24 protein-coding genes are annotated in these 23,444 nt (G+C 73.0%); 10 read left to right on the top strand and 14 right to left on the bottom strand.

The window, feature by feature from the left end:
* Positions 1 to 4: 4 nt before the first annotated feature.
* The 4 genes from QYM41_RS12225 to QYM41_RS12240 all read right to left on the bottom strand — a co-directional run bounded on the left by QYM41_RS12225 (position 5) and on the right by QYM41_RS12240 (position 3,939).
* Entirely contained in the window at positions 5 to 1,033 is a 1,029-nt protein-coding gene (locus tag QYM41_RS12225; RefSeq protein WP_368800037.1) for an ArsA family ATPase, read from the bottom strand.
* Complete coding sequence (locus QYM41_RS12230; RefSeq protein WP_368800038.1) at positions 1,024 to 1,299, bottom strand: cory-CC-star protein; 276 nt, start codon at positions 1,297 to 1,299, stop codon at positions 1,024 to 1,026. Before QYM41_RS12230 ends, QYM41_RS12225 begins: the two co-directional genes overlap by 10 nt.
* Before the next feature lie 4 nt (positions 1,300 to 1,303).
* Positions 1,304 to 3,010, bottom strand: a complete 1,707-nt coding sequence (locus QYM41_RS12235) for a carbon starvation CstA family protein (protein WP_368800039.1) — start codon at positions 3,008 to 3,010, stop codon at positions 1,304 to 1,306.
* A 131-nt stretch (positions 3,011 to 3,141) separates the two neighbouring features.
* On the bottom strand, positions 3,142 to 3,939 hold the full coding sequence (locus tag QYM41_RS12240; RefSeq protein ID WP_368800040.1) for a VOC family protein: 798 nt from the start codon (positions 3,937 to 3,939) through the stop codon (positions 3,142 to 3,144).
* A 254-nt stretch (positions 3,940 to 4,193) separates the two neighbouring features.
* Between QYM41_RS12240 and QYM41_RS12245 the strand changes: the two genes are divergently transcribed.
* Entirely contained in the window at positions 4,194 to 4,700 is a 507-nt protein-coding gene (locus tag QYM41_RS12245) for a glutathione peroxidase (RefSeq protein ID WP_368800041.1), read from the top strand.
* A 68-nt stretch (positions 4,701 to 4,768) separates the two neighbouring features.
* On the opposite strand, the gene rocD is transcribed toward QYM41_RS12245, so the two are convergent.
* Positions 4,769 to 6,034, bottom strand: coding sequence for an ornithine--oxo-acid transaminase (rocD, locus tag QYM41_RS12250; RefSeq protein WP_368800042.1), 1,266 nt, complete (start codon positions 6,032 to 6,034; stop codon positions 4,769 to 4,771).
* A 132-nt stretch (positions 6,035 to 6,166) separates the two neighbouring features.
* Here rocD and QYM41_RS12255 point away from each other — a divergent pair, with 132 nt between their 5' ends.
* Entirely contained in the window at positions 6,167 to 7,033 is an 867-nt protein-coding gene (locus QYM41_RS12255; RefSeq protein WP_368800043.1) for an alpha/beta fold hydrolase, read from the top strand.
* Positions 7,034 to 7,308: 275 nt separating this feature from the next.
* The gene (locus tag QYM41_RS12260; protein WP_368800044.1) at positions 7,309 to 8,286 is read left to right on the top strand and encodes an aldo/keto reductase; all 978 of its coding nucleotides are present in this window, start codon (positions 7,309 to 7,311) and stop codon (positions 8,284 to 8,286) included.
* A gap of 78 nt (positions 8,287 to 8,364) precedes the next feature.
* Here QYM41_RS12260 and QYM41_RS12265 read toward each other — a convergent pair whose 3' ends face one another.
* Together QYM41_RS12265 and QYM41_RS12270 are read right to left on the bottom strand one after the other, a co-directional pair.
* The gene (locus tag QYM41_RS12265) at positions 8,365 to 9,141 is read right to left on the bottom strand and encodes an SDR family NAD(P)-dependent oxidoreductase (RefSeq protein ID WP_368800045.1); all 777 of its coding nucleotides are present in this window, start codon (positions 9,139 to 9,141) and stop codon (positions 8,365 to 8,367) included.
* Between the two features lies 1 nt (position 9,142).
* Positions 9,143 to 9,937, bottom strand: coding sequence for a FadR/GntR family transcriptional regulator (locus QYM41_RS12270; RefSeq protein WP_368800046.1), 795 nt, complete (start codon positions 9,935 to 9,937; stop codon positions 9,143 to 9,145).
* A gap of 192 nt (positions 9,938 to 10,129) precedes the next feature.
* Between QYM41_RS12270 and QYM41_RS12275 the strand changes: the two genes are divergently transcribed.
* Together QYM41_RS12275 and QYM41_RS12280 are read left to right on the top strand one after the other, a co-directional pair.
* On the top strand, positions 10,130 to 11,632 hold the full coding sequence (locus QYM41_RS12275; protein ID WP_368800047.1) for a GntP family permease: 1,503 nt from the start codon (positions 10,130 to 10,132) through the stop codon (positions 11,630 to 11,632).
* 122 nt (positions 11,633 to 11,754) lie between these two features.
* On the top strand, positions 11,755 to 12,960 hold the full coding sequence (locus QYM41_RS12280) for an MFS transporter (protein WP_368800048.1): 1,206 nt from the start codon (positions 11,755 to 11,757) through the stop codon (positions 12,958 to 12,960).
* A gap of 116 nt (positions 12,961 to 13,076) precedes the next feature.
* Here QYM41_RS12280 and QYM41_RS12285 read toward each other — a convergent pair whose 3' ends face one another.
* From QYM41_RS12285 to cspE, 6 genes are all read right to left on the bottom strand, one after another.
* Positions 13,077 to 13,658, bottom strand: a complete 582-nt coding sequence (locus tag QYM41_RS12285; RefSeq protein WP_368800049.1) for a hypothetical protein — start codon at positions 13,656 to 13,658, stop codon at positions 13,077 to 13,079.
* Between the two features lie 230 nt (positions 13,659 to 13,888).
* A complete protein-coding gene (locus QYM41_RS12290) occupies positions 13,889 to 14,596 on the bottom strand; it encodes a class F sortase (RefSeq protein ID WP_368800050.1) in 708 nt (235 codons plus the stop codon).
* A gap of 19 nt (positions 14,597 to 14,615) precedes the next feature.
* Positions 14,616 to 15,134 carry an excalibur calcium-binding domain-containing protein gene (locus QYM41_RS12295; protein WP_368800051.1) on the bottom strand — a complete coding sequence of 173 codons (519 nt, stop codon included), beginning with the start codon at positions 15,132 to 15,134 and terminating at the stop codon, positions 14,616 to 14,618.
* Positions 15,135 to 15,310: 176 nt separating this feature from the next.
* Positions 15,311 to 16,111 (bottom strand): glucosamine-6-phosphate deaminase, encoded by an 801-nt coding sequence (nagB, locus tag QYM41_RS12300; RefSeq protein WP_368800052.1) that lies wholly within the window; start codon positions 16,109 to 16,111, stop codon positions 15,311 to 15,313.
* Between the two features lie 65 nt (positions 16,112 to 16,176).
* Entirely contained in the window at positions 16,177 to 17,094 is a 918-nt protein-coding gene (locus QYM41_RS12305; protein ID WP_368800053.1) for an aminoglycoside phosphotransferase family protein, read from the bottom strand.
* Positions 17,095 to 17,246: 152 nt separating this feature from the next.
* On the bottom strand, positions 17,247 to 17,453 hold the full coding sequence (gene cspE / locus QYM41_RS12310) for a transcription antiterminator/RNA stability regulator CspE (protein WP_035923571.1): 207 nt from the start codon (positions 17,451 to 17,453) through the stop codon (positions 17,247 to 17,249).
* A gap of 259 nt (positions 17,454 to 17,712) precedes the next feature.
* Between cspE and QYM41_RS12315 the strand changes: the two genes are divergently transcribed.
* The 5 genes from QYM41_RS12315 (at position 17,713) to QYM41_RS12335 (ending at position 22,029) form a co-directional block, all read left to right on the top strand.
* Positions 17,713 to 18,468, top strand: coding sequence for a 5-oxoprolinase subunit PxpA (locus QYM41_RS12315; RefSeq protein WP_368800054.1), 756 nt, complete (start codon positions 17,713 to 17,715; stop codon positions 18,466 to 18,468).
* Between the two features lie 75 nt (positions 18,469 to 18,543).
* Entirely contained in the window at positions 18,544 to 18,783 is a 240-nt protein-coding gene (locus QYM41_RS12320) for an acetyl-CoA carboxylase (protein ID WP_368800055.1), read from the top strand.
* Between the two features lie 3 nt (positions 18,784 to 18,786).
* On the top strand, positions 18,787 to 20,175 hold the full coding sequence (locus QYM41_RS12325) for an acetyl-CoA carboxylase biotin carboxylase subunit (protein WP_368800056.1): 1,389 nt from the start codon (positions 18,787 to 18,789) through the stop codon (positions 20,173 to 20,175).
* Positions 20,172 to 21,080: a 5-oxoprolinase subunit B family protein gene (locus tag QYM41_RS12330; protein WP_368800057.1), complete on the top strand. Its 909-nt coding sequence runs from the start codon at positions 20,172 to 20,174 to the stop codon at positions 21,078 to 21,080. Before QYM41_RS12325 ends, QYM41_RS12330 begins: the two co-directional genes overlap by 4 nt.
* On the top strand, positions 21,064 to 22,029 hold the full coding sequence (locus tag QYM41_RS12335; protein ID WP_368800058.1) for a 5-oxoprolinase subunit C family protein: 966 nt from the start codon (positions 21,064 to 21,066) through the stop codon (positions 22,027 to 22,029). Before QYM41_RS12330 ends, QYM41_RS12335 begins: the two co-directional genes overlap by 17 nt.
* Positions 22,030 to 22,123: 94 nt before the next feature.
* Here QYM41_RS12335 and QYM41_RS12340 read toward each other — a convergent pair whose 3' ends face one another.
* Positions 22,124 to 23,362, bottom strand: coding sequence for an RNA-guided endonuclease InsQ/TnpB family protein (locus QYM41_RS12340; RefSeq protein WP_368800059.1), 1,239 nt, complete (start codon positions 23,360 to 23,362; stop codon positions 22,124 to 22,126).
* Positions 23,363 to 23,444: the final 82 nt, after the last annotated feature.

The raw sequence follows: 23,444 nt of genomic DNA on the forward strand, positions 1-23,444 counted from the left end.
CGTGTCACGGGGCCCTGGGATCCGCCTGGGCGAGCGCGGCCCCGAAGCGCTCCAGCGCCTCCTGCCCCACCACGTCCCCCGGCAGCAGAGGGACCTGCAGCAGCGGGACCTCCGGCAGCGCCTCGCGCAGGGTGGCCACGTGCGTCTCCTCCAGCGCGCGGCGCTCGGCCAGGAAGTCCCCGGCGTCCGCCGGGGAGCGCTTGTTGATCACGAGGGCGCCCACGTGCACCCCGGCGCGGACCAGCTGCCCGTGCAGCTCGACGGTCTCCAGGACGGGCAGCCGCTCGGCGGCGAGCACGATGACGAAGCTGCAGCGCTCGGCGTCGACCAGCACCGCGCGCAGCGCCTCGAAGCGCTCGCGGCGGCGCAGCAGGATCCGCCGGATCTCGAGGTCCCGCTCCTCACGGGGGTCCCGGGGCCGGTCGGTGCCCACGACGCTCTCGCCCGCGGCGTCCCGGTCCTCGAGACCGCGCAGGGCGGCGCCGAACTTCTCCGCCCTGCCCCGGCGGCGCAGCAGGCCCTCGGTCCAGGCGGACATGATCTCGGGCAGCGCCATGAGCCGGGCGGTGTGCCCGGACGGCGCGGTGTCGAAGACGATGAGGTCGTAGTCCTCCAGGCCCGTGTCCACGATCTCGGCGACCCGCTCCAGCACCGCCGACTCGTGGGTGCCCGGCGAGTCCCGGGCGAGCTCCATGTGCTTGTCGACCTCGCCGGCGAGGTGCTCGGGCATGAGCCGGCGGATCGTGGCGCCCACGGCGGCGAGGTGGGCCTCGGTCGTGGCGAGCGGGTCCACCTCGATGCCGTCGAGCAGGCCCGGGCCGTCCGGGTCGCGGAAGAGCGGGGTGGTCCGGTCCCCCACCGGGCGCTCCCACAGGTGCCCGAGGTTGTGCGCGGGGTCGGTCGAGACGACGAGCACCCGGCGGCCGGCGCGGGCCTGGGCGAGGGCGGTGGCGGAGGCGACGGCGGTCTTGCCGACGCCGCCCTTGCCGCCCACGAACAGGACCCGGCGGGCGGCGGCGAGCTCTAGCAGCATGTAATGTGCTCCAGGGGGGAGCGCTCCATGCCCATCCGCCGGTGCCAGTCGTGGAACCGGTCGTAGACCACGGGCAGCAGCTCCACGGTGTAGTAGCTGGCGGGGTTCGGCACCCCCAGCGCCTCGGAGAGGACCAGCATCATGAACAGGTCCTCCTCGTCGCGCTGGGCGCGGGCGAAGGTCCGCCGGTAGGGCGCCACGTAGAACTCGTGCAGGCCCGCCCCGAGGCGGGCCTGCACGGTGCGCAGCCGGTCGAGGAACGTCACCGGCTCACAGGGAGCGGGTGTCCCCCGCCGAGGTGCTCACCTGCTCCTCGCCGGCCTCCGGCGGGTTCTTCCGGGCGGCGTTCATCGCCGTCACCGACTCCACGATGACCCACAGGGCGGCGATCAGGATGATCACGTCGAGGACGAGCAGGAACCAGTTCTCGGCGGCCCAGAACTGTCCCAGCTGGACGATCAGCGCGTAGACCGACATCAGCAGCAGGAACACGAGGGGCACCAGCACGGGCAGCACCGGGCGGCCCTTGCGCAGCAGGATCACCGCGATCATCGACAGCGTCAGGCCGGCCAGCAGCTGGTTCGAGGTGCCGAACAGCGGCCAGATGAGCATGCCGCCGGAGCCGTCCGCGCCCGCGCTGAAGGTGAGCCCCATGGCCACCACGAGCACGATGAGCGTGGCGATCGTCTTGCCGATGTTGACGCCCATGATGTGTCCCGCCTCCTGCACCACGAAGCGCTGCAGGCGGATGCCGGTGTCCATGGTCGTGGCGGCGAACAGCACGGCCATGGTCGCGAGGATGGTCGCGCTCAGCGACGGGGGGATGCCCAGTCCGGTGTTGACGACCGAGGCCCCGCCCTGGACGAACGCGGCGACGCCGCCCTGGCCGAACGCGGTGTACACGGCTTCCCAGTCGGCGATCGTGCGGAAGCCGGCGGTCGTGGCGATGATCGCGCCGAGCGCCAGGAGGCCCTCGCCGACCGCGCCGAAGTAGCCGACGAAGCGGGCGTCCGGCTCCTTGTCCAGCTGCTTCGACGAGGTGCCCGAGGCCACGATCCCGTGGAACCCGGAGATCGCGCCGCAGGCGATGGTGACGAACAGCAGCGGCACCAGGCTGGGCGTGCCCTCCGGCACCGCGGTGTTGAACGCCGGCGCCACGACGGTCGGGGCGGAGATCAGGACCGCGCCGTAGAGGATGCCCAGGGCGATGAACAGCTGGAGGCCGTTGATGTAGTCGCGGGGCTGCAGCAGCATCCACACGGGCAGCACCGAGGCCACACCGGCGTAGAGGAACAGGACCACGATCCAGAACGCGTTGGCCGGCAGGCCCAGGACCGTCTCGGGGAGCACCACGGGGAAGCGGTCGCCGAGCAGGATGAGGGCGTAGAGGGCCACGACGCCGACGACGGACACGACGGCGAGGTTCCACTTGTAGCGGTAGACCGCCTGGCCGATGAGCAGCGCGACGACGATGGCGCCCCACGTGGGGATGACCGAGGTGGGCGTGCCGACCAGCAGGTTGGAGATCACCACGGCGAACGCGGCGTTGACCATGAGCAGCACGAGGAAGATGACGACCAGGAAGAGGTTCCGGCCGCGGTGGCCGATGTACTTCCCGGACAGTGATCCGATGGACCGGCCCTGGTGCCGGTTGGAGGCCCACAGGGCGCCGAGGTCGTGCACGCCGGCGAAGAAGACGGTGCCGAGGGTCACCCAGAGGAACGCCGGGAGCCAGCCCCAGATGACCGCGATGGCGGGACCGACGATGGGGGCCGCCCCGGCCACGGAGGTGAAGTGGTGGCCCCACAGCACGTACTTGTTGGTGGGCACGTAGTCCACACCGTCCCCCATCTCGTGGGCGGGGGTGACGAAGGAGTCCTGGAGCTTGTAGATCCGGCGGGCCACGAACTTCGAGTACAGGAGGTACCCGAGGATCATCATGGCGACGCCGACCACGGCGAGGACGATGGAGTTCATGGTGCTCCGATCTCTGCAGGTGTGGCGGTGGTGGTCGCTGGGTCACCATGCTACCGCCGCGTGACCACGGTCACGACGCACGTCCTGGCCGCCCGGGGCCCGTTCCGGGGACCTGGCCGGAGTGGGGCGGGCTACGCCGCCGCGGACCGCGCGTCCGCCGGCGCCATGATCGCGAAGGACTCCCGGTCCGGGCCGGCCACGACCGCCAGCCGCCCGTACCCGGAGTCGAGCGGCTCCTCCGCCACCGACCCGCCGGAGTCGCGCACGCGCTGGACGGCGTCGTCGACGTCCTCGACCTGGAAGCAGACCGACCAGACCGCGGGCGCGTTCTCCGCGGCGGGATCGGTCCCGCCGATCCCGCCGGCCGGGCGCTGCCCGTGCGGCACCGTGAACGTGGCGTAGGGGACGCCCTCCCCGGCGACGTCCTCGTAGTGGTAGCCGAAGACCTGGGCGTAGAAGTCCCGGGCGGCGTGGTGGTCGGGGGTCGTGAGGTCGCACCACACCACGCTCCCGGGCACGTCGACCGCCGTGAACCCGATGTGCTCCCCGGCCTGCCACAGCCCGAAGGAAGCCCCGGTGGGGTCCTGCCAGAGCCCTCTCCGGCCGGAGCGGCCCATCTCCTCGGGCGCCGTCAGCTGCGTGCCGCCCGCGGCGCGGATCCGCTCGGCGCCGAGCTCGATCCGTGCGGTGGCGAGATACACCTGCCAGACGTGCGGGACGCCCGTCAGGTCCGGGGCGGCCGGGGACAGCCCGGCCACCGGTGCGCCGCCGACCAGGGCGGTGCAGTAGCCGCCGTGCTCGGGGTCCGGGCTGGTGTAGTCCCAGCCCAGCACCGACCGGTAGAACTCCTGGGTGCGGCCGAGATCGGACGCGGTCAGATCGGCCCAGCAGGGCGTTCCGGCGGGCCACGCTTCGGTGCGCTGCGTCATGACGGACTCCTTCCGACACGGCCAGGGTACGCCGCACCCCCGCACCCCCCGCCCCGGACCCGCGGGATCGTTACCCACCCGCTCCCCTCCTCCTCCCTTCGGTGCCGAGGTTGCGGATGTCGGCCACCGCGCACGGTTGGGTCGCCGACATCCGCGACCTCGGCGATCGCGGGTGCGTGGGGGCGCGGGTGCGTTCGTGGAGGAACGGGGAGAATGGGGGCAGACGCCCGTTCCCCAGCATCCTGGAGGCCTCCGTGACCACGCTGTACGACTTCACCGCCACGACCCTCGACGGGCGCGAGCAGCCGCTGTCCGCCTACGCCGGGAAGGTGGTGCTCGTGGTCAACACCGCGAGCGAGTGCGGGTTCACGCCGCAGTACGAGGGCCTGGAGCTGCTGTGGCGGGACTTCGGGCCTGACGGCCTCGTGGTGCTGGGGTTCCCCTGCGACCAGTTCGGGGGTCAGGAGCCGGGCACGGAGGAGGAGATCGCCGACTTCTGCAGCCGCAACTACGGGGTCACGTTCCCCATGTTCGAGAAGGTCGACGTGAACGGCCCCGGCGCCCACCCGCTCTGGACGTGGCTGCGCCAGGAGCGGAGCGGGATCATGGGCGACGCCGTCAAGTGGAACTTCACCAAGTTCCTGGTGGGCCGGGACGGCCGGGTGATCCGCCGCTTCGCCCCGAAGACCGCCCCGGCGCAGCTCGCCGGCAGCATCGAGTCGGCGCTGGCCCACGGGGACGAGCACGCCGACGCGGGCTGAGGCGGCGCCGCGACGGACCAGGAGCAGGAGCAGGAGCAGGAGCAGGCCGACCGTAAATCAGCAGGGGATCAGCTGCGGCCCATCTCCCGCAGCACGTCCCCGAGGGCGGCCAGTCCCCGGTCCAGCTCCTCGTCGGTGATCACCAGCGGCGGGCTCAGCCGGATGGTGGAGCCGTGGGTGTCCTTGGCGAGGACGCCGTGGGCCGCCAGCCGCTCGCAGCACTGCCGCCCGGTGCCCAGCCGCGGGTCGATGTCGATCCCCGCCCACAACCCGCGCCCGCGCACCTCGGTCAGGCCCAGGGGCGCCAGCTCCGCCAGGCCGGCGTGCAGCTTCTCCCCCATGACCCGCGCCCGGTCCTGGGGCTCCCCGGTGGCGAGGAGGGCGACGACGGCGCGGCCGACGGCGCCGGCCAACGGGTTGCCGCCGAACGTGCTGCCGTGCTGGCCGGGCCGCAGCACGGAGAGGACGTCGCCGCGGCCCACCACCGCGGACACGGGCAGGACGCCCCCGCCCAGGGCCTTGCCCAGCAGGTAGAGGTCCGCCTCGACGTCCTCGTGCTCGCACGCCAGCGTCCGGCCGGTGCGGCCCAGCCCGGACTGGATCTCGTCCGCGACCAGCAGGACGTCCTGCTCGGCCGTGCACCGCCGCACGCCCTGCAGGTAGCCGGGCGGCGGCACGACCACCCCGGCCTCGCCCTGGATGGGCTCCAGCAGCACCGCGACGGTGTCCTCGGTGACGGCCGCCTCGAGGGCGGCGAGGTCCCCGAACGGGACGGTCACGAAGCCCGGCGTGTAGGGGCCGTAGTTGCGGTGGGCGTCGTCGTCGTCGGAGAAGCTGATCACCGTGGTGGTGCGGCCGTGGAAGTTGCCCGCCGCCACCACGATCTGCGCCCGGCCCGGGGCCACCCCCTTGCGCTCGTAGCCCCACTTCCGGGCGATCTTGATCGCCGACTCCACGGCTTCGGCGCCGGTGTTCATCGGCAGCATCATGTCCTGGCCGAGCAGGGTGCACAGCTCCTGCGCGAAGGGGCCGAGCTGGTCGTTGTGCACCGCACGGCTGGTCAGGGTCACCCGCTCCAGCTGGGCCCGGGCCGCCGCGAGGACCGCCGGGTGGCCGTGGCCGAAGTTCAGCGCCGAGTAGCCGGCGAGGAAGTCGAGGTACTCCCGGCCCTCCACGTCCGTGACGGTCGTGCCGTGGGCCCGGGCGACCACCACGTCCAGCGGGGAGTACGTGCGGGCGGTGTACCGCTCGGCGGTCGCCGCGAGCTCCCGTGAGCTCGCAGTGGGACCGGCCGCGGCCGCGGGGTCGACGAACTGCGTCGTGGCGTGGTTCATGGGGTTTCTCCCGGTTCCTCGCTGGTGTTGTCTGGAGCGTGTGCGGTCCAGCCCATCACGTACAACGCCGCGGGCCCCGCATTCCAGTCCCGGCCCGCGCCGCGCGGCCCGTCCCGACCCGCAGGAGGACCCGTGTTCCCCGACTTCACCGCCCACGACGTCCCCGTGGCCGACGGCACGATCCACGCGGTCACCGGTGGCGCCGGCCCGGCCGTGCTGCTGCTCCACGGTTTCCCGCAGACCCACGCCATGTGGCACCTCCTGGCCCCCGTGCTGGCGGAGGAGTTCAGCGTGGTCGCGGCCGACCTGCGCGGCTACGGCCGCTCCCGCACGAGCAGCGAGGACTACACCTTCCGGGCGATGGCCGCCGACCAGGTCCAGCTCATGCGCTCCCTGGGCCACGACCGGTTCTCCGTGGTGGGGCACGACCGCGGCGCCCGGACCGCGCACCGGATGGCGCTCGACACCCCCGGCGCCGTGGCGTCCGTGGCGCTGCTGGACATCCTGCCCACCCTGGAGGTGTGGCGGTCGATGGACGCGTGGCTGGCCCTGCGGTACTACCACTGGGCGTTCCTCGCCCAGGGCGACGGGCTGCCGCAGACCCTGATCGGCCACGACCCCGTGGACTTCGTGCGCAGGACGCTCCAGGGGCTCAGCGGCACGCAGGTCCCCTTCGACCCGGCGGCGCTCGCCGCCTACGACGACGCGGCGCGGGACCCCTCCGTGGTCGACGCCTGGTGCCGCGACTACCGCGCGGCCGCCGGCCCGGACGTGGAGATCGACGAGGCGGACGAGCACGAGCAGCGGAACCTCCCCGCCCTCGTCCTGTGGGGTGCCCGGGGCCGGGTCGGCGCCCGGGAGGACCCGCTCGCGCTGTGGCGGCGGCAGTTCCCGCGGGCCACGGGCCGTGCCGTGGACGCCGGCCACTTCCTCGCCGAGGAGCGCCCCGGGGAGGTCGGCGCGGCGGTCCGGGCACACCTGCGCGCCGCGACGTCCTGAGACCGGCGCGGCACAGGATCGTTCAGCCCCCTTACCTTTTTCCGGGGCACCCCGTAGCGTGGACCGAGCACCTCACCCGAGCAGCACAACAAGGAGCACACACATGCGGAAGATCCTGTTCATGGTCGGCACCGCGGTCCTGGGCCGCATCATGGCGAAGCGGCGCGACAAGCGGGCCGGCGGCCGCTAGCCGGCGCCGCACCGCCCCACCGGTCCCCGGGTCGCCACGGCCCGCCGAGGACCCACGATCGAGCACGAGGAGAAACGAGGCACGCATGGAGCACCGCACACTCGGCAGGACCGGACGCACGGTCTCCACGGTGGGCCTGGGCACGTGGCAGCTGGGCGCGGACTGGGGCGACGTCGACCCCGCCGCCGCCGTGCTGGAGGCCGCCGTGGAGTCGGGGGTGACGTTCTTCGACACCGCCGACGTCTACGGCGACGGCCGCAGCGAGCGGACCATCGGCGCGTTCCGGCGCGAGCACCCCGACCTGGACCTGACCGTGGCCACCAAGATGGGCCGCCGGGTGGACCAGGTCCCCGAGAACTACACGCTCGCGAACTTCCGGCAGTGGGTGGACCGCTCGCGCCGGAACCTGGGCACCGACACCCTGGACCTGGTCCAGCTGCACTGCCCGCCCACGCCGGTCTACAGCGACCAGGAGGTCTACGACGCCCTGGACACCCTGGTGCAGGAGGGTGCCGTCCGGCACTACGGCGTCAGCGTGGAGCGCACCGACGAGGCGCTCGCGGCCATCGCCCGCGGCAGCACCGCCACCGTCCAGATCATCCTCAACGCCTTCCGGCTCAAGTCCCTGGACGCCGTGCTGCCCGCGGCGAAGGAGGCCGGGGTGGGGATCATCGCCCGGGTGCCGCTGGCCTCCGGGCTGCTGTCCGGGAAGTACACGCGGGACACGCGGTTCGCGGCCGACGACCACCGCAGCTTCAACCGCGGCGGCGAGGCCTTCGACGTCGGGGAGACGTTCTCCGGGGTGGACTTCGAGCGCGGCCTCGAGGCCGTCCGCGAGTTCGCCGGGCTGCTCCCCGAGGGAGTGACGACGGCGCAGGCCGCGATCGCCTGGGTCATCGCCCAGGACGGGGTCAGCACCGTGATCCCCGGCGCCCGCAGCGTGGAGCAGGTCCGGGCCAACGCCTCGGCGGCGGACACCGGGGACCTGGGCCGCGAGATCGACGCCGGGGTCCACCGGATCTACGACTCCTGGTTCCGGGCGGAGGTCCACCCCCGCTGGTGAGCCCCGCGCCGCGCACGGTGCGCCGCCATGGCAACGGGACGGGATCCGCGCGGATCCCGTCCCGTTGCCGTGCCGCGGTCAGGAGATCTGCAGCCCACCGTTGATGTCGTAGGTCGCCGCGGTGATGAACCCGGCGTCCTCGCCGACGAGGAAGGCGAGCAGGGCGGCCATGTCCCGCACGGTGCCCACGCGGCCGACGAGGATGTCCTTGGACATGTCCGCCTTGCGCTCGTCACTCAGGGTCCCGCCCATGATGTCGGTGTCCACGGGGCCGGGGGCGATGCAGTTGACGGTGATCCCGTGCTCGCCCATCTCGCGCGCCACCGCACGGGTGAAGCCGATGATCGCGGCCTTGGACGCGCTGTAGGCCACCTTGGAGTAGGTCCCGCCGCCGCGCTGGGCGGAGATCGAGGAGACGCTGACCACGCGGCCCACCTTGCGCTCGATCATCCCGGCCAGCACGCGCTGGGTCACCATGAACGTGCCGGTCATGTTGATGGCGAAGACCCGGTCCCAGGCCTCCCGGGTCTCCTGCATGAACTCGGTGGGCGAGCTGATCCCGGCCAGGTTGACGAGCGCCACGATCGGCGGGAGCTCGGCCTCGACCCGCGCCACCGACTCGTTCACGGAGTCCTGGTCGGAGACGTCCGTGCGCAGCCCGAGGGCCTGCACCCCGTGCCGGCCGGCGATGTCCTGGGCGGCCGCGGCGGCGGCGTCGCCGTCGACGTCGAGGATGGCGACGTGCCAGCCCTGGCTCGCGAGCAGGTCGGCGGTGGCGCGGCCGATGCCGCGCTCGGAGGCGGCGCCGGTGAGCACGACGGTGCGCTCGGCGGGGAAGACGGTGGTCTCGGTCATCTCAGTGGTCTCCTGTGCTGTCGGGGTGGGACATGGGTTCTGGTTCCGGACGGGGGTCGTGGTCGGGCGCCGCCCCGGGCACGTCGGCCGGGGCACCCCCGAGGCCGATGTAGTGCTCGTAGTCGGCGTAGGTCTGGTCGATGTGCGCCTCCATGGCCCGGCGGGCCGTCTCGGGGTCCCGGGTGCCGATCGCGGCCAGGATCCGCCGGTGGTGCTCCAAAGCGTGCCGCTGGACCTCGGGGAACGCGGAGGTCGCCCGCCGCTCGGTGTAGAGCAGCTGGGAGAGCTGGGCCAGCAGCACGGGGACGAACGGATTGCCCGAGGCGCGCAGGACGGCGTCGTGAAAGGCCATGTCGGCGCGGGTGACCTCGTCGAGGTCCTGCGCCTCGTGCGCGCGCCGGAGGTCCTCGACGGACTCCTCCATCGCGGCCAGGTCCTCCGGGGTCACGTGCGCGGCGGCCAGCGCGGCGGAGCCGGTCTCCACCATGCGCCGGACCTCCAGCAGCCGCAGCGCCACCTGGTGGGCGGCCGCGCCCCGGGAGGCCGCCTTGAGGATCGCCTCGAGCCCGGTCCACGCGTCGGGCGGATTCACGTAGGTGCCGAGCCCGCGCCGCACGTAGACGATGTTCTGCGCCTGGAGGGCCTTGAGGGCCTCCCGCACGGTGAGCCGGCTGACGTCCGACGTGCGGGCGATCTCCGCCTCGGGCGGCAGGGCCTCGTGCGCGCCCACCTCGCCCGCCAGGATGCGCTCGAGCAGCTCCTCGGCGACCGCCTCGACCAGGGACTTCCTAGCCATCGGCGTGCCGTCGCAGGGCGGGTCGCACGGCGCTGTCCGGGGGCTCGGTGGGTTGAGGTCGCACGAGACGCACCTTCCTCTTGTCAGATGTCATATGTGTGACTAGCCTCACATGGAGCATCGTTCTCGTCAATTCCCCCGTCCGGGCCGCACCGCCCGGACGACCCCACCGTCCCCGAGGAGCCCGTCACCGTGGATCTGCAACTACTCCTGGCACTCGTGCTGGGCATCGCCACCATCATCGTCCTGGTGCTCCGCACCCGCCTGGACGCCTTCGTGGCCCTGCTCATCGCCGCCCTCGTCACCGGCGTGGTCGCGGGCCAGCCGGTGCTCGACATCGTCTCGGCCATCACCACCGGCTTCGGCAACACCCTGGCCTCGATCGGCATCGTGATCGGGCTCGGCGTGGGGATCGGCAAGATCCTCGAGGTGTCCGGGGCCGCCAACGCCCTCGCCCTCGCCTTCCTCCGCGTCTTCGGCCACGGCCGCGAGCCGTGGGCGATGGGCAGCGTGGGCGCCCTGGTCTCCATCCCCGTGTTCTGCGACTCGGGCTACGTCATCATGAACCCGCTCGCCCGGTCCATCGCGCGGGTGAAGCAGGCCGGCTACGTGACCCTCGCCCTGGCGCTGGGCTGCGGCATGACCCTCACCCACCACCTCGTGCCGCCCACCCCGGGGCCGCTGGCCGTGGCCGGCATCCTCGGGGCGGACCTCGGGGCCGTGATCCTCGTCGGCCTGGCCTTCACCGTGCTGCTGCTGCCCGTCGTGGTCCTCTACGCGCGCTGGATCGGCCCGCAGCTGGAGTCCAAGGTCGAGGAGCACGTGCGCGAGGCCGTCTACGGGACGGTCGCCCCGGCCGGCGTCGGGGGCGGCTCCCGCACCGGCGGCACCGACCTGGAGGAGGGCCCCCGGGACGGGCTCGACGACGAGGCCGCGCAGGCCCCCGCCGCGGACCCGTCCTACGACCTGGGCGAGCCCCCGGCCGGCGCCAAGCCGCACAAGGTCGGCGCCTTCGTCGGGTCCCTGCCGCTGATCATCCCGCTGCTGCTGATCATCCTCAACACCGTCACCGGCGCGATCGACCAGAACGCCCAGGGCGTCATCGGCGGCGGAGAGTACGAGCCCTCCGCCTGGGCCGTCCCGTTCGCCTTCATCGGCAACCCGGTGGTCGCCCTGATCATCGGCATGGTGCTGGCCCTCTACATCCTCCTGCCCCGCTGGACGCCCCGGAACAAGGCGCACGGCTGGTTCGCCGAGGCCGCCGCCTCGGCCGGTCTGATCCTGCTCATCACGGGCGCCGGCGGCGCGCTGGGCCAGGTGCTCCGCAGCTCCGGCGTGGGCGACGCCCTCGCCGAGGCCATCGCCGCCACCCCGCTGCCCGCGTTCCTCGTGCCGTTCCTGATCGCCACCCTGGTGCGCATCGCCCAGGGCTCCGGCACGGTGGCCATGATCACCGCCGCCTCCGTCTCGGCCCCGCTGGTGACCACGCTGGGCATCGACCCCGTCGTCGCCGCCGTGGCCTGCACCGCGGGCTCCATGGTGTTCAGCTACTTCAACGACTCCTACTTCTGGGTGGTCACCCGCTTCACGGGCCTGCAGGGCACCGACGCGCTGAAGGGCTGGTCCGGCATCACCACCGCGGTCTGGGCGGGGTCCATCCCGCTGCTGTTCATCCTCAACCTCATCCTGGGCTGAGCAGCCCAGGGGCCCCGCAGCAGCGCTGAGGGGCGGACGTGGACGGGGCGGCGTGCCGGGGCACGCCGCCCCGTCTACGCTGTCCGGAGATCCTCCGTCCCGCTGTCCGGAAAGGGTGTGCTGTGCTCACCAACGCGTCCTCGGCCACGGGCCGGCGGGCCCGCCTCGGCTTCGGCTTCCTCGGCGTGGTGCTGATCGCCGTCAACCTGCGCGTCGGGTTCGTGACCGTGGGGCCGCTGCTCGAGGAGATCAGCCGCGACCTCGGCATCTCGGCCGGCCAGGCCGGGCTGCTGACCGGGCTGCCGCTGGCCATGTTCGCACTGTTCTCGCCCGTGGCCCCGGCCCTGGCCGCCCGGACGGGCCTGGACCGGGCCCTGTGGCTGTCGCTGCTGCTGCTCGCGGCCGGGATCGGCGGCCGCTCCGCCCCGGTCGAGGGTGCCGTGTGGGTGGGCACCGCGGTGATCGGGATCGGCATCGCATTCCTCAACGTGCTGCTGCCCTCCCTGGTGAAGCGGGAGTTCCCGCTGCGGGTGAGCCAGGTGACCGGCGTGTACACCTCGATCCAGGGCGCGGTGGCCGCGGCCGGCTCCGCCCTGGTGGTCCCCATCGCCCACGCCGGTCCGGCCGGGTGGCGCCTGGCCCTGGGGGTGTGGGCGGTGCTCGCCGTCGTGGCCCTGGTGGTGCTCTCCCCCGGGCTGCGGGCCCCGCACCACGCGTCCGGGGTGCCCGCGGCGGAGACGGGCCCCTACCGGTCCCCGTGGCGCTCGGCGCTGGGCTGGCAGGTCACCCTGTTCATGGGCCTGCAGTCGGTGGCGTTCTACGTGCTCATGGCGTGGCTGCCGAGCATCGAGCGCAGCCACGGCGTCCCGGCGACCGCCGCCGGCGCGCACATGGCGCTGTTCCTGCTCGTCGGGATGGGCTCCAGCCTCGGCACCGGGACCCTCATGCACCGCCTGAGCGACCAGCGGCCCGTGGCCTTCGCGGGCGGCGCCCTGGCCCTGGTCACGTTCGTGGGCCTGGCCGCCGCACCGGGGCTGACGCTGCTGTGGATCGTGCTCGGGTCGATCGGCTGCGGCAGCCTCATCGTCGTCGCGCTGTCGCTGTTCAGCCTGCGCTCCACCGACCACCGCCAGGCGGCGGCCCTGTCGGGGATGGCCCAGTCCGTGGGCTACGGGCTGGCGGCGGTCGCCCCCGCCGTCGTCGGCGCCCTCTACGACGCCGGAGGCCGGTGGGAACCCCCGCTGCTGCTCATGGCGGGTCTCATGGCGGCGCTGTGCGGCGTGGCCCTGCTCGCCGGCCGGGACCGCGTCATCGGCCAGGACGGCTGAACCGCCGGGGACCCAGCACGGACAACGCCGCCCGGCCTCGAGGGCCGGGCGGCGTTGTCCGTGGGCGGCGCCGGGCACCCGGCGGGCGCCCGTGCGGCTCGGGCCGTGCGGGTGGCTCAGGCCATGCGGGCCGGCGCGAACCAGTGCTTGACCGGGGCCTTGAACGCCGTGACGAGCCACAGCACGTTCACCACGACCAGCAGCAGCCCGAGGACCAGCAGGACGATCCCCAGACCGCCGTAGGCCATCACGCCGAGGAGGCCGATCAGCGTGCCGAGCACGCTGAGGACGGACAGCACGATGCCCAGGACGCGCGCCCAGTTCTTGCCCTTCTTCAGGAACACGTAGACCAGGGCGTAGAGGCCCAGCGCCACGGCCAGCACCAGGACGCCGGTGACGGTCGCGACGCCGCCGGTCTGCTCGGCCACCGCGATCTGCTCCGGGGAGAGGCCCATCTCCCGGTAGGTCTCGGTCATGTCCACGGTGGCCGTGGCGAAGAGGTCCACCAGGCCGTTGAGGAGGTAGACCGCCGCCGAGACGAGGGTCAGGGTCAGGAGCCGCTTGACCTCCGGCGGCGCGGCGCCGGGACGGCCGCCGCCCGCGTACTGGCCGGCCCCGTACTGGTCACCACCGCCGGCCTGGTACTGGGGCGGCCCGCCGCGGGGCCCCTCGGGCTGCTGGGGATACGGGTTGCTCATGGGATCTCCTTCGGTGGAACGGATGCGGCACAGGACGCGCCCTCTCATCTTCTCCCGCCGTGTGCGTTCGCACCTCCGCCGGAAGAACGAGGCGTGTCCCCTTCTTCCCCTCCCCACGCCCATCCCCGCCCCCGCGAGGTGGCATCTGTCGGCGACCACGGCCCCGTCCGTGGCCGACAGCTACCACCTCGCGGAGGGGAGAGGGAGAGGGGAGCAGGGAGAAGGGCGGGTCAGGCGGTGAGACGGGCGTAGACCACGTAGTTGTCGTCGAACAGGCCGGTGGCGGGGTCGTAGCCGTCGCACGTGATCAGGCGCAGCTCCGCTCCCGCGGTGTTGCCGTAGACGGCCCTCGTGGGGAAGGCGTCCTTGGCGTACTGCTCCCCGCGCTCGACGACGAACACCGCCGTGCTGCCGTCCGCCCGCGCGATCTCCACGGTGTCGCCGGGGACCAGGCTGCGCAGCCCGGCGAAGACGCCCGGCCCGCCGCCGGTGGCGTTGACGTGGCCGAGCAGCACCGCGGGCCCCCGCTCCCCCGGCGTGGGCGAGGACGTGTACCAGGAGGCCGGGGCGCCGGGATGAGTGGGCGGGACGTCCAGGGACCCGTCCGGGCGCAGGCCCAGGTGCAGCAGCTCGGAGGAGGCGCCCACCGCGGGGATCCGCACCGCCACGGGAGCCGACTCCGCCAGCACGGGCGGCAGGGCGCCCGGCGCCGCGGACGGCACAGGAGACGGCGCAGGAGACGGCGCGGCGTCCGGCGTCCCGGGGGCGGCCTGCGGTGACCGCGCCGGCGAGGCGGAGGGCGCGGACGCGGACGGCGCGGAGGACGACGACGCCGCGGACGGCGCGGGGGACTCGCCCGCGCAGCCGCTGAGCAGCAGGAGGGCGAGCGCCGCAGGGACCAGCAGGCCCCTGCGGCGCTCGGCGGCCGGATCCGTCACGAGGACCGGGACCTCCGTCCTAGGCCCGGCCGGCGGCGCGCCGGCGCACCACGGCGGCGGCCGCCAGGGCCAGGAGGCCGGTCGCCGCGAGAGCGCCGGTGCCGGCGCCGGTGCGGGTGCGGGTGTCCACCGTGGCACCGGTGTCCGCGCCGCCCACGGGCACCTGGCCCACCTGGGTGTACGGGTCCGCGCCGGGCTCGACCCCGGGCACCTCGCCGGGCTGGGCGTCGGGGCCGGGCCCGGCACCGGGGACCCAGTCGATGATCGTGTGGGTGTAGCCGCCGGACTCGTTCTCCACCGGGATGCGGGTGGGGTCGTAGGGCCAGTCGGCGCTCTCGCACACGATGCCGTCCCCGTCCTCGTCGACGAGGCTCTCGCTGTAGCTGACGGAGCCGACGGGGATGTTGTGCACGCCGTACTGGCCGGCCGTGGCGCAGTCGGTGAAGACCATCGCGTCGCCCGGTGCGGCCGCGGCGGGCGACGCTGTCAGAGCCACGAATCCGATCGCCGCCGCCACGCCTGCTGCAGTGCTTCTCATGGTGTTCCCTCGATTCCAGGAGTGCTGATTTGCAAGCGCATCGTAGATCGAGGGGGCGGTGGACGTCAGGTGCCGAATCGTGATCTTCGCGCCGTCGCCGCGCACAGGCCGGGATGACCGCCGGAGATCCCGCTCCTCCGAGGGCACCGGACGGTTCATGACGCCGTCCGAGCCGTTCATGACGCCGGCGAGGGGCTCCCCGGGGGAAGCCCATCCCCCCGGTCCGGGACAGTGCGGCGACAGGTCCCGGGCGTGAGCTCGCCGGCGGCGGCCTCGTCCAGGACGAACGTGGCCCGGGGGTGGAACTGGAGCACCGACGCCGGGCAGCGGGCGGCCACCGGGCCCTCCACGGCCGCGGCGACGGCCGCCGCCTTCCGCCGCCCCTGCGCGACCAGGAGCACCTGGCGGGCCTCGAGGATGGTGCCCAGCCCCTGGGTGAGGCAGTGGGTGGGCACGGCGTCGGGACGGTCGAAGAAGCGCGCGTTGTCGGCGCGGGTCTGCGCGGACAGGGCCGCGACCCGGGTGCGGGAGGACAGGGACGAGATCGGCTCGTTGAAGCCGATGTGGCCGTTGGTGCCGATCCCGAGGATCTGCAGGTCGATGCCGCCGGCCGCCGCGATCGCCTGCTCGTACTCCTCGGCGGCCGCGTCCAGGTCCGGCCGGAAGGCCTCGGGCACCCGGACCTGCGAGGAGGGCAGGCCCCAGGAGCGGGCGATCTCCCGCTCCAGGTAGGCGGCGTAGCTGCGCGGGTGGCCGGGGGCGAGACCCACGTACTCGTCGAGGGCGAAGCACGTGAGGTGCCCCAGCTCGAGCGATCCCCCGGCCCGGCGCCGGGCGAGCTCGCGGTAGATCCCCACCGGCGAGGAGCCGGTGGCGACCCCGAGCACGGTGCGGGGCTCCTCGGCGATCCGGGCGGCGACGAGGTCGGCCGCGCAGGTGCCGACGTCCGCCGCGGTCGGCACGACGAGCACGTCCATCGGGCCCCCTCCCGTGCGCTGGGACGTCCATTGTCCCCGCACCGGCGCGGGTGGATCCAGTGCGCTCAGACGCCGGTGGAGGGGTCCAGCTGCGCGACCGCGTGCCGGACCACCGGGCCGAAGTCCGGGCCGGCGCCGGGATGGGCCGCCAGCGCCACCACGTACAGGGCGGCCCAGGCGGCGGCGCGGCGCCAGACGTCGTCGTCGTAGCGGCCGGTGCTGTCGGCGACGGCGCGGAAGGCGGAGCGCTGGTCCGTGTCGAGGGCCAGCCACGCACCGGCGAGGTCGGAGGCGGGATCCCCGGCGCAGACGTCCCCGAAGTCGAGGAGACCGGCCAGCCGCCCGTCCCGGTGGACGAGGTTCCACGGGTGGGGGTCCCCGTGCAGCCAGACCGCCGGCCGGGACCACGGGGCGGCGCGCAGGCCGTCGTCGACGACGCCGCGGAGCCGCTCGGCGCGCCGCTCCCCGAGGGCCGCGGCCGTGGCCGGCCAGGACGGGGGCGCGGAGCGCAGCCGCGCGTCGATCGGAACACCACGGTAGGGGTTGTCCGGGGCGTCGCCCGGCGCCGGCCGGTGCAGCGAGCTCAGGGCACGCGCCAGGTCGGTCGCGAGCCGTCCGCGCCGGGCGACCGGCAGGGTCGCGACCGCCTCGCCCTCGATCCACCGCACCACCGTCCAGGGCCACGGGTACCCGGCCCCGGGCCCGCCCCGGAACACCGGCCGGGGCACGGCGATCCCCAGCGCGGCCAGCGGCGCGCCGGCCACGGCCGTCCACCGCACCTCGTGGAGCAGGCACGGGACGGCGGCGCGGCGCACGGGCAGGCGCACGGCGTGGTCCGGGCCGAGCCGGAACAGCGCGTTGTCCCAGCCCTGCGCCACGGGCGTCAGGGGCTCCTCCAGGAGCTCGTGCAGCTGCGGCGGGAGCTGCGCCTCGAGCAGGCCGCGCACCTGGGCCGCGGTCGGCTGCACCTCGACCTCGGGCATCGGCGGTCCTCCTGCTGGTGGTGGTGTCTGCCGGCAGTCCGGGCGCCCACCGACAGAAAGACATCGCCACCCGGTGAGCCGGGTGGCGATGTCGGGTCGGCGCCGGGGCCTCAGCCCCGTGCCGGTGATCTCACGAGGAGATCAGTGCGTGATCACGCAAGCACGGTGATGTTCGCGGCCTGGGGGCCCTTGGGGCCGTCCTGGGTCTCGAACTCGACGCGCTGGTTCTCCTCGAGGGAGCGGAAGCCGCCGGAGTTGATCGCGGAGAAGTGCGCGAACACGTCCTTGGAGCCGTCCTCGGGGGTGATGAAGCCGAAGCCCTTGTCGGCGTTGAACCACTTCACGGTGCCAGTAGTCATGGGGAACCTGTCTTTCTGGGAAACGGAGCGTCCCCGACGATCGGGGTGCTCGGGCGTTGCGATGCCTGCCAAAACGTCTTCTCAGAAAAACTGCTGCGCCCGGAATCGGGCGAACTGCTTGAACTGCAAGAACGAAACTTCAACAACTGGTCATGACTCTACAGGTGTTCGGCGAAAAGCACAGTGACGGGTCCCACGCCCCGCACACGGCACCGCCGGAACCGTTCCCCCCAGCGCCCCGCATCCCTAGGCTGTGACCATGGCCACACCAGAGACCCGCACCCGGCCCACCGTCAACTCGGACATGGGGGAGGGGATCGGCCTGCACCGCTTCGGCAACGACCCGGAGCTGCTGCAGATCGTGGACCTCGCCAACGTCGCCTGCGGCTTCCACGCCGGGGACCCGGACATCATGTCCGCGACCGTGGCCGCCGCCGTCGCCCACGACGTCGCGATCGGCGCCCACCCGTCCCTGCCCGACCAGTGGGGCTTCGGCCGCCGCGCCATGGTGCTGACCCCCGAGGAGGTCGAGTCCCTGGTCCGCTACCAGGTGGGCGCCCTCACCGGCTTCCTGCTCCAGCACGGGGCGGACCTGCACCACCTCAAGCCGCACGGCTCGCTCTACGGGATGGTCGCCAAGGACCCCGCCCTGATGGAGGCGGTGGCGGCGGTGGCCGCCGACCACGGTGTCAGCGTGCTCGGGATGGCCGGCACCGCCCACGAGTCCGTGTGCGCGGAGCGCGGCGTGCCGTTCGTGGCCGAGCTCTACGTGGACCTGGACTACAACGCCGAGGGCGGGCTGATCATCCAGCGCACGCCCCACGCCACCGACCCGGGCGCCGCCGCCGAGCGGGTGACGCAGGCCCTGGCCGAGGGGGTCGTGCGGGCCGAGGACGGCACGGAGCTGCCGATGCGCTTCGACTCCGTCTGCGTGCACTCCGACGCCCCGGGGGCCCCCGCGGTGGCCCGCGCCGTCCGCGAGGCGATCGACGCCCACGGGGCGCGCGGCACCTGAGCCGCGCGCCCGCCGCCGTCCGACCCCGATGCCTCCGGGAGAACGTCTCCCGGTCCGACCGAAAGGACCCGCACCATGGCCGAGATCCAGTCCCCGATGCCCGGCGTCTTCTACCGCCGCCCCTCCCCCGACAAGGACCCGTTCGTGCAGGACGGGGACCCGGTGGAGGCCGACCAGGTCATCGGCCTCATCGAGGTGATGAAGCAGTTCTCGGAGGTCCGCTCGGACGCCGCAGGCACGCTCCAGGCGTTCGAGGTGGAGGACGGCGACATGGTCAACCCGGGGGACGTCATCGCCGTGGTCACGGAGGGCTGAGCCGTGCCGATCTCCTCGCTGCTGGTGGCCAACCGGGGCGAGATCGCGGTCCGCATCCTGCGCTCGGCCCGGGACCTGGGGCTGCGCAGCGTGCTGGCCGTGAGCGAGGTGGACCAGGACTCCATGGCGGCGGAGCTCGCCGACGCCGTGGCCGTCGTGGGCCCGGCCCCGGCCCAGAAGTCCTACCTGAACGCGGAGGCGCTCGTGGCCGCGGCCCTGGAGCACGGCTGCGACGCCGTGCACCCCGGCTACGGCTTCCTCTCGGAGAATGCGGCCTTCGCCCGCCGGGTGCAGGAGGCGGGGCTGACCTGGGTGGGCCCCTCCCCCGACGTCATCGACCTCATGGGCCACAAGACCCGGGCCCTGGAGGCCGCGGTCGCGGCCGGGGTGCCGGTGCTCGCCGGCTCGGGCGGGCCGCTGGAGGGCGACGACGACGCCGTCCTGGCCCTGGCCCGGGAGGTCGGCTACCCGCTCGTCATCAAGGCCTCGGCCGGCGGCGGCGGGCGCGGGATCCGCCTGGTCCGCGCCGAGGAGGACCTGCTGCGGACCGTCGACACCGCCCGCTCCGAGGCGGGCGCGACCTTCGGGGACCCCACCGTGTACCTGGAGCGGTTCGTGGAGCGGGCCCGGCACGTGGAGGTCCAGGTCCTCGGCGACGGGCACACGTTCCTGCACCTGGGTGACCGCGACTGCTCCCTGCAGCGCCGCTCCCAGAAGATCGTGGAGGAGGCCCCCGCCCCGGACCTGCCGGACGAGGTCCGCGAGCGCATCCGGGACTCCGCCGTGAACCTCGCCCGGCTGTGCTCCTACACCGGGGTGGGCACGGTCGAGTACCTCTACGACCCCGTGCGGCAGGAGGCGGCGTTCATCGAGATGAACACCCGCCTGCAGGTGGAGCACCCGGTCACCGAGTTCGTCACGGGCGTGGACCTGGTCGCCGAGCAGCTCACGATCGCCTCGACCGGGCGCACGGGGCTGCGGCAGGAGGACATCCGCTTCGACGGGCACTCCGTGGAGTGCCGGATCAACGCCGAGGACCCGGACAAGGGATTCATGCCGAGCCCGGGCACCATCAGCCGCCTCGACTGGCCGGAGGGCCCCGAGTACCGGGTGGACGCCGGGGTGCGCGGCGGGGACACCGTGGCCCCGTACTACGACTCGCTGCTGGCCAAGCTGATCGTCCACGCCGAGGACCGGGAGACGGCCGTGCGGCGGATGGGCGCCGCCCTGGCCGCCACGCACGTCGAGGGGATCCGGACCACGGTGCCGCTGCTGCGGCGGCTCGTGCTGGACCCGGTGTTCGCCGCCGTGGAGCACCACACCACGTGGATCGAGACCGAGCTGCTGCAGGACGACCGCAGCGACCAGCCCAGTGAGGGGAGCGCACCATGACCGAGACCCTGTACCTGCCCACCGCCCGGTACACGTGGGGCGGTGACGAGTTCCTGTTCGTGGAGTTCGACGAGGCCATGAACCTCACCGCCAACTACCTGGCCACCACGGTGGCGCAGGGACTGACCGCCCTGGGTCTGGAGGGCGTGGTGGACGTGTGCCCCGCCAACGCGTCCCTGCTGGTGCGCTTCGACCCGGACGTGCTGGGCGCCCAGGAGCTGAAGCGCCGCACCCAGGAGCTCGAGGGGCGGGCCCGCGAGTCCACGCAGTACACCGCCGAGACCCGCATCATCGAGGTCCCGGTCTGGTACCAGGACCCCTACACCGCCGAGGTCGTGGCCCGGTTCCGCGAGGGCTACCACCAGGACCCCTCCGGCACCGACCTCGACTACGCCGCGAAGGTCAACGGGCTCGCGGACGCCGCGGAGTTCATCCGGCGCCACCACGAGTCCCCGTGGCTGGTGTCCATGGTGGGGTTCGTGGCCGGGCTGCCGTTCATGTACCAGCTGGTGCCCCGGGACCGGCAGCTCGAAGTGCCCAAGTACCTCAGCCCCCGCACCGACACTCCCCCGCTGACCGTGGGCCACGGCGGCTGCTTCGCGTGCATCTACTCGGTGCGCGGCGCGGGCGGGTACCAGATGTTCGGCATCGCCGCCGCGCCCATCTACGACCCCGAGCAGGCCCTGGACGACTTCCGGGACTTCCTGATCCTGTTCAGGCCCGGGGACCTCGTGAAGTTCCGGCCCGTGGACGAGGCCGAGTACCGCTCCATCCAGCAGCGGGTCGAGGACGGCACCTGGCGGTACAAGCAGGCGCCCGTGACCCTCGACGTCGAGGCCGCGCTGGCCGATCCCGACCGCTACAACCGCACCCTTCTGGAGGCCCTCGATGGCGCTGACGATTGAGCAGCCCGGACTGCTGACCACCGTCCAGGACCAGGGACGGATCGGGTACTACCACGTGGGCATCCCGCAGGGCGGGGCCATGGACCAGGAGTCCGCGCAGGCGGCGAACAAGCTGGTCGGCAACTCCGCCGCCGAGGCCGTGCTCGAGTGCACCTACACGGGGCCATCCTTCACCGTGGACGTCCCGACGACGATCGCGGTGACCGGCGCGGACGTCCCCGTGCTGGTCAACGGCGAGGAGCACCCGGCGTGGCGGCGGCTCGAGCTGGACACGGGCGACGCCGTGAAGTTCGGGGTGCTCCGCGGCGGCGCCCGGTTCTACCTGGCCGTGCGCGGCGGCATCGCCGTGCCAGAGGTGCTCGGCTCCCGTTCCACCTACGCGATCGGGCGGCTGGGCGGGGTGGAGGGCCGGAAGCTGGAGGCCGGGGACGTGGTCCCCGTGGGCGAGCCGACCGGGCTGCTGCCCGAGGTCGAGGAGGTCCCGGAGCGCCTGCGACCGGCCCTCGGGAGGTCGCTGGAGCTGCGCATCATGTGGGGCCTCTACGACCACCTGCTCACCGACGAGGGCCGGCGCCGGCTGGTCGAGGAGGAGTGGAGGCTCACTCCCGTGGCGGACCGCATGGGCCTGCGCTTCGAGGGCCCCGGCGTGGAGTGGATCGAGCGGGAGCAGCCGTTCGGGGCGGGCTCGGACCCCTCCAACATCGTGGACGCCGGCTACGCCGTGGGCTCCATCCAGGTCCCCGGCGGCACCCAGCCGATCGTGCTGCACCGGGACGCGGTCTCCGGCGGCGGCTACGCCATGGTGGGCACGGTGATCTCCGCGGACATGGACCTGCTGGCCCGTGCCGCCCCGGGCGCGGTGACCCGGTTCCGCGCGGTGTCCATGGAGGAGGCGCTGCAGGCGCGCCGGGAGCGGGCCGAGCGGCTGGAGCAGCTCTGGGCGCTGTGACCGACCGCTGAGACGCCCCCGGCCCTGGCCCCACGAGGTGTCCAATCCCCAGTGCTCGATTTGGCCTCCTCCCTTGCCCGGAGACAAGGGATCCCTACGCCACCGCATTCTCGCGGCCGGTTCGGTGGGTTCCTGCTTCATCGGGATCCGCGCACGCAAGCGTGCGTCTGACGTCCCCTCCACAGGCGTTTAATTTCTCCGCCAGCCCGGCGGCGACGATGATGTTGACTGCGGCGTTGAAGTCTCGGTCAAGAAGGGCGCCGCAGAAGACACAGGTCCACACGCGGACGTGGAGGGGCTTGCGCCCGTCCTTCACCCCGCAAACGGAGCACAGCTGAGAGGTGGGTTCCCACCGGGAGATCACGATGACTTCCCGGCCGTGCTCAGCAGCCTTTTCCCGGATCAGTCGAGCGAGGGTCGACCAGCCGGCGTCATTGACGGACTTGCCCATGCGGGTGCGGGCAAGTCCCGCCACGTCCAAACCCTCCAGCGCGACTGCTTGGTTCTCACGGATCAGCTTGAGGGCCAGCTTGCGGTGGTGGTCCGCCCGAGTTTCCCGCACTTTCCGATGCAGCACCGCCACCCGGTGCCGCGCCTTCTCACGGTTCTTCGATCCTCTCTGCTTCCGGGACAGGGACCGCTGGGCTCGCGCCAGCTCACGCTCTTTGGTGCGCAACCACCGAGGGTTCGGGACCTTCTGGCGGGTTCCGTCACTGTAGGTGATCGCGGCCAGGTCGGTCAGTCCGACATCCACTCCGGCCACGCGCTGTACCGGCGCCAGTGGCTCGGGGGTGGGGGTTGCCACGACGAAGGATACGTAGTAGCTACCGTCGATCTCCTGAATCACCGTCACTGACGACGGCTCCGACGGGACCGGTCGCGACAGCACGAAGCGAATGCGCCCGATCTTGGGGAGAGTGAGAAACCCGACCCCGTGGGTCGATTGCTCCAAACCGAACCCTGCATTGCGGGTGAACCGAGCCGACTGCTTGCCATGCCGAGTCCTGAACCGAGGAATCCCAGCCCGCTTTCCTCTGCGTTTGTCGGCCATGGAGTTGAAGAAGCTGCGGTAGGCCCGATCCGCGTCCAGCAGTGCCTGTTGCAGAGGCACGGAGGAGACCTCGGACAGCCACGCCCGTTCCGGGGTCTTCTTCGCCGCGGTCAGCAACCTCTTGGACAGCTCTCCGGCAGTGGGATACGGCTCACCGGCGCGGTAAGAAGACTGGCGGACGGCGATTACATCGTTGAAGACGACACGGACGCATCCGAACACCTTGGTCAGAGCCCGTCTCTGACTCCCGTCCGGGTACGCCCGGTACCGATAGCGCTTCACCGCGACCCCTGTGTGCTGATAGTGCGAAGGACCTTATCTCCGAAGCTATCCACCGCCACGGACACGGTAAGCAGCACCGGGC

The organism is Kocuria oxytropis (genome assembly GCF_040981195.1).
GTDB lineage: Bacteria > Actinomycetota > Actinomycetes > Actinomycetales > Micrococcaceae > Kocuria > Kocuria oxytropis.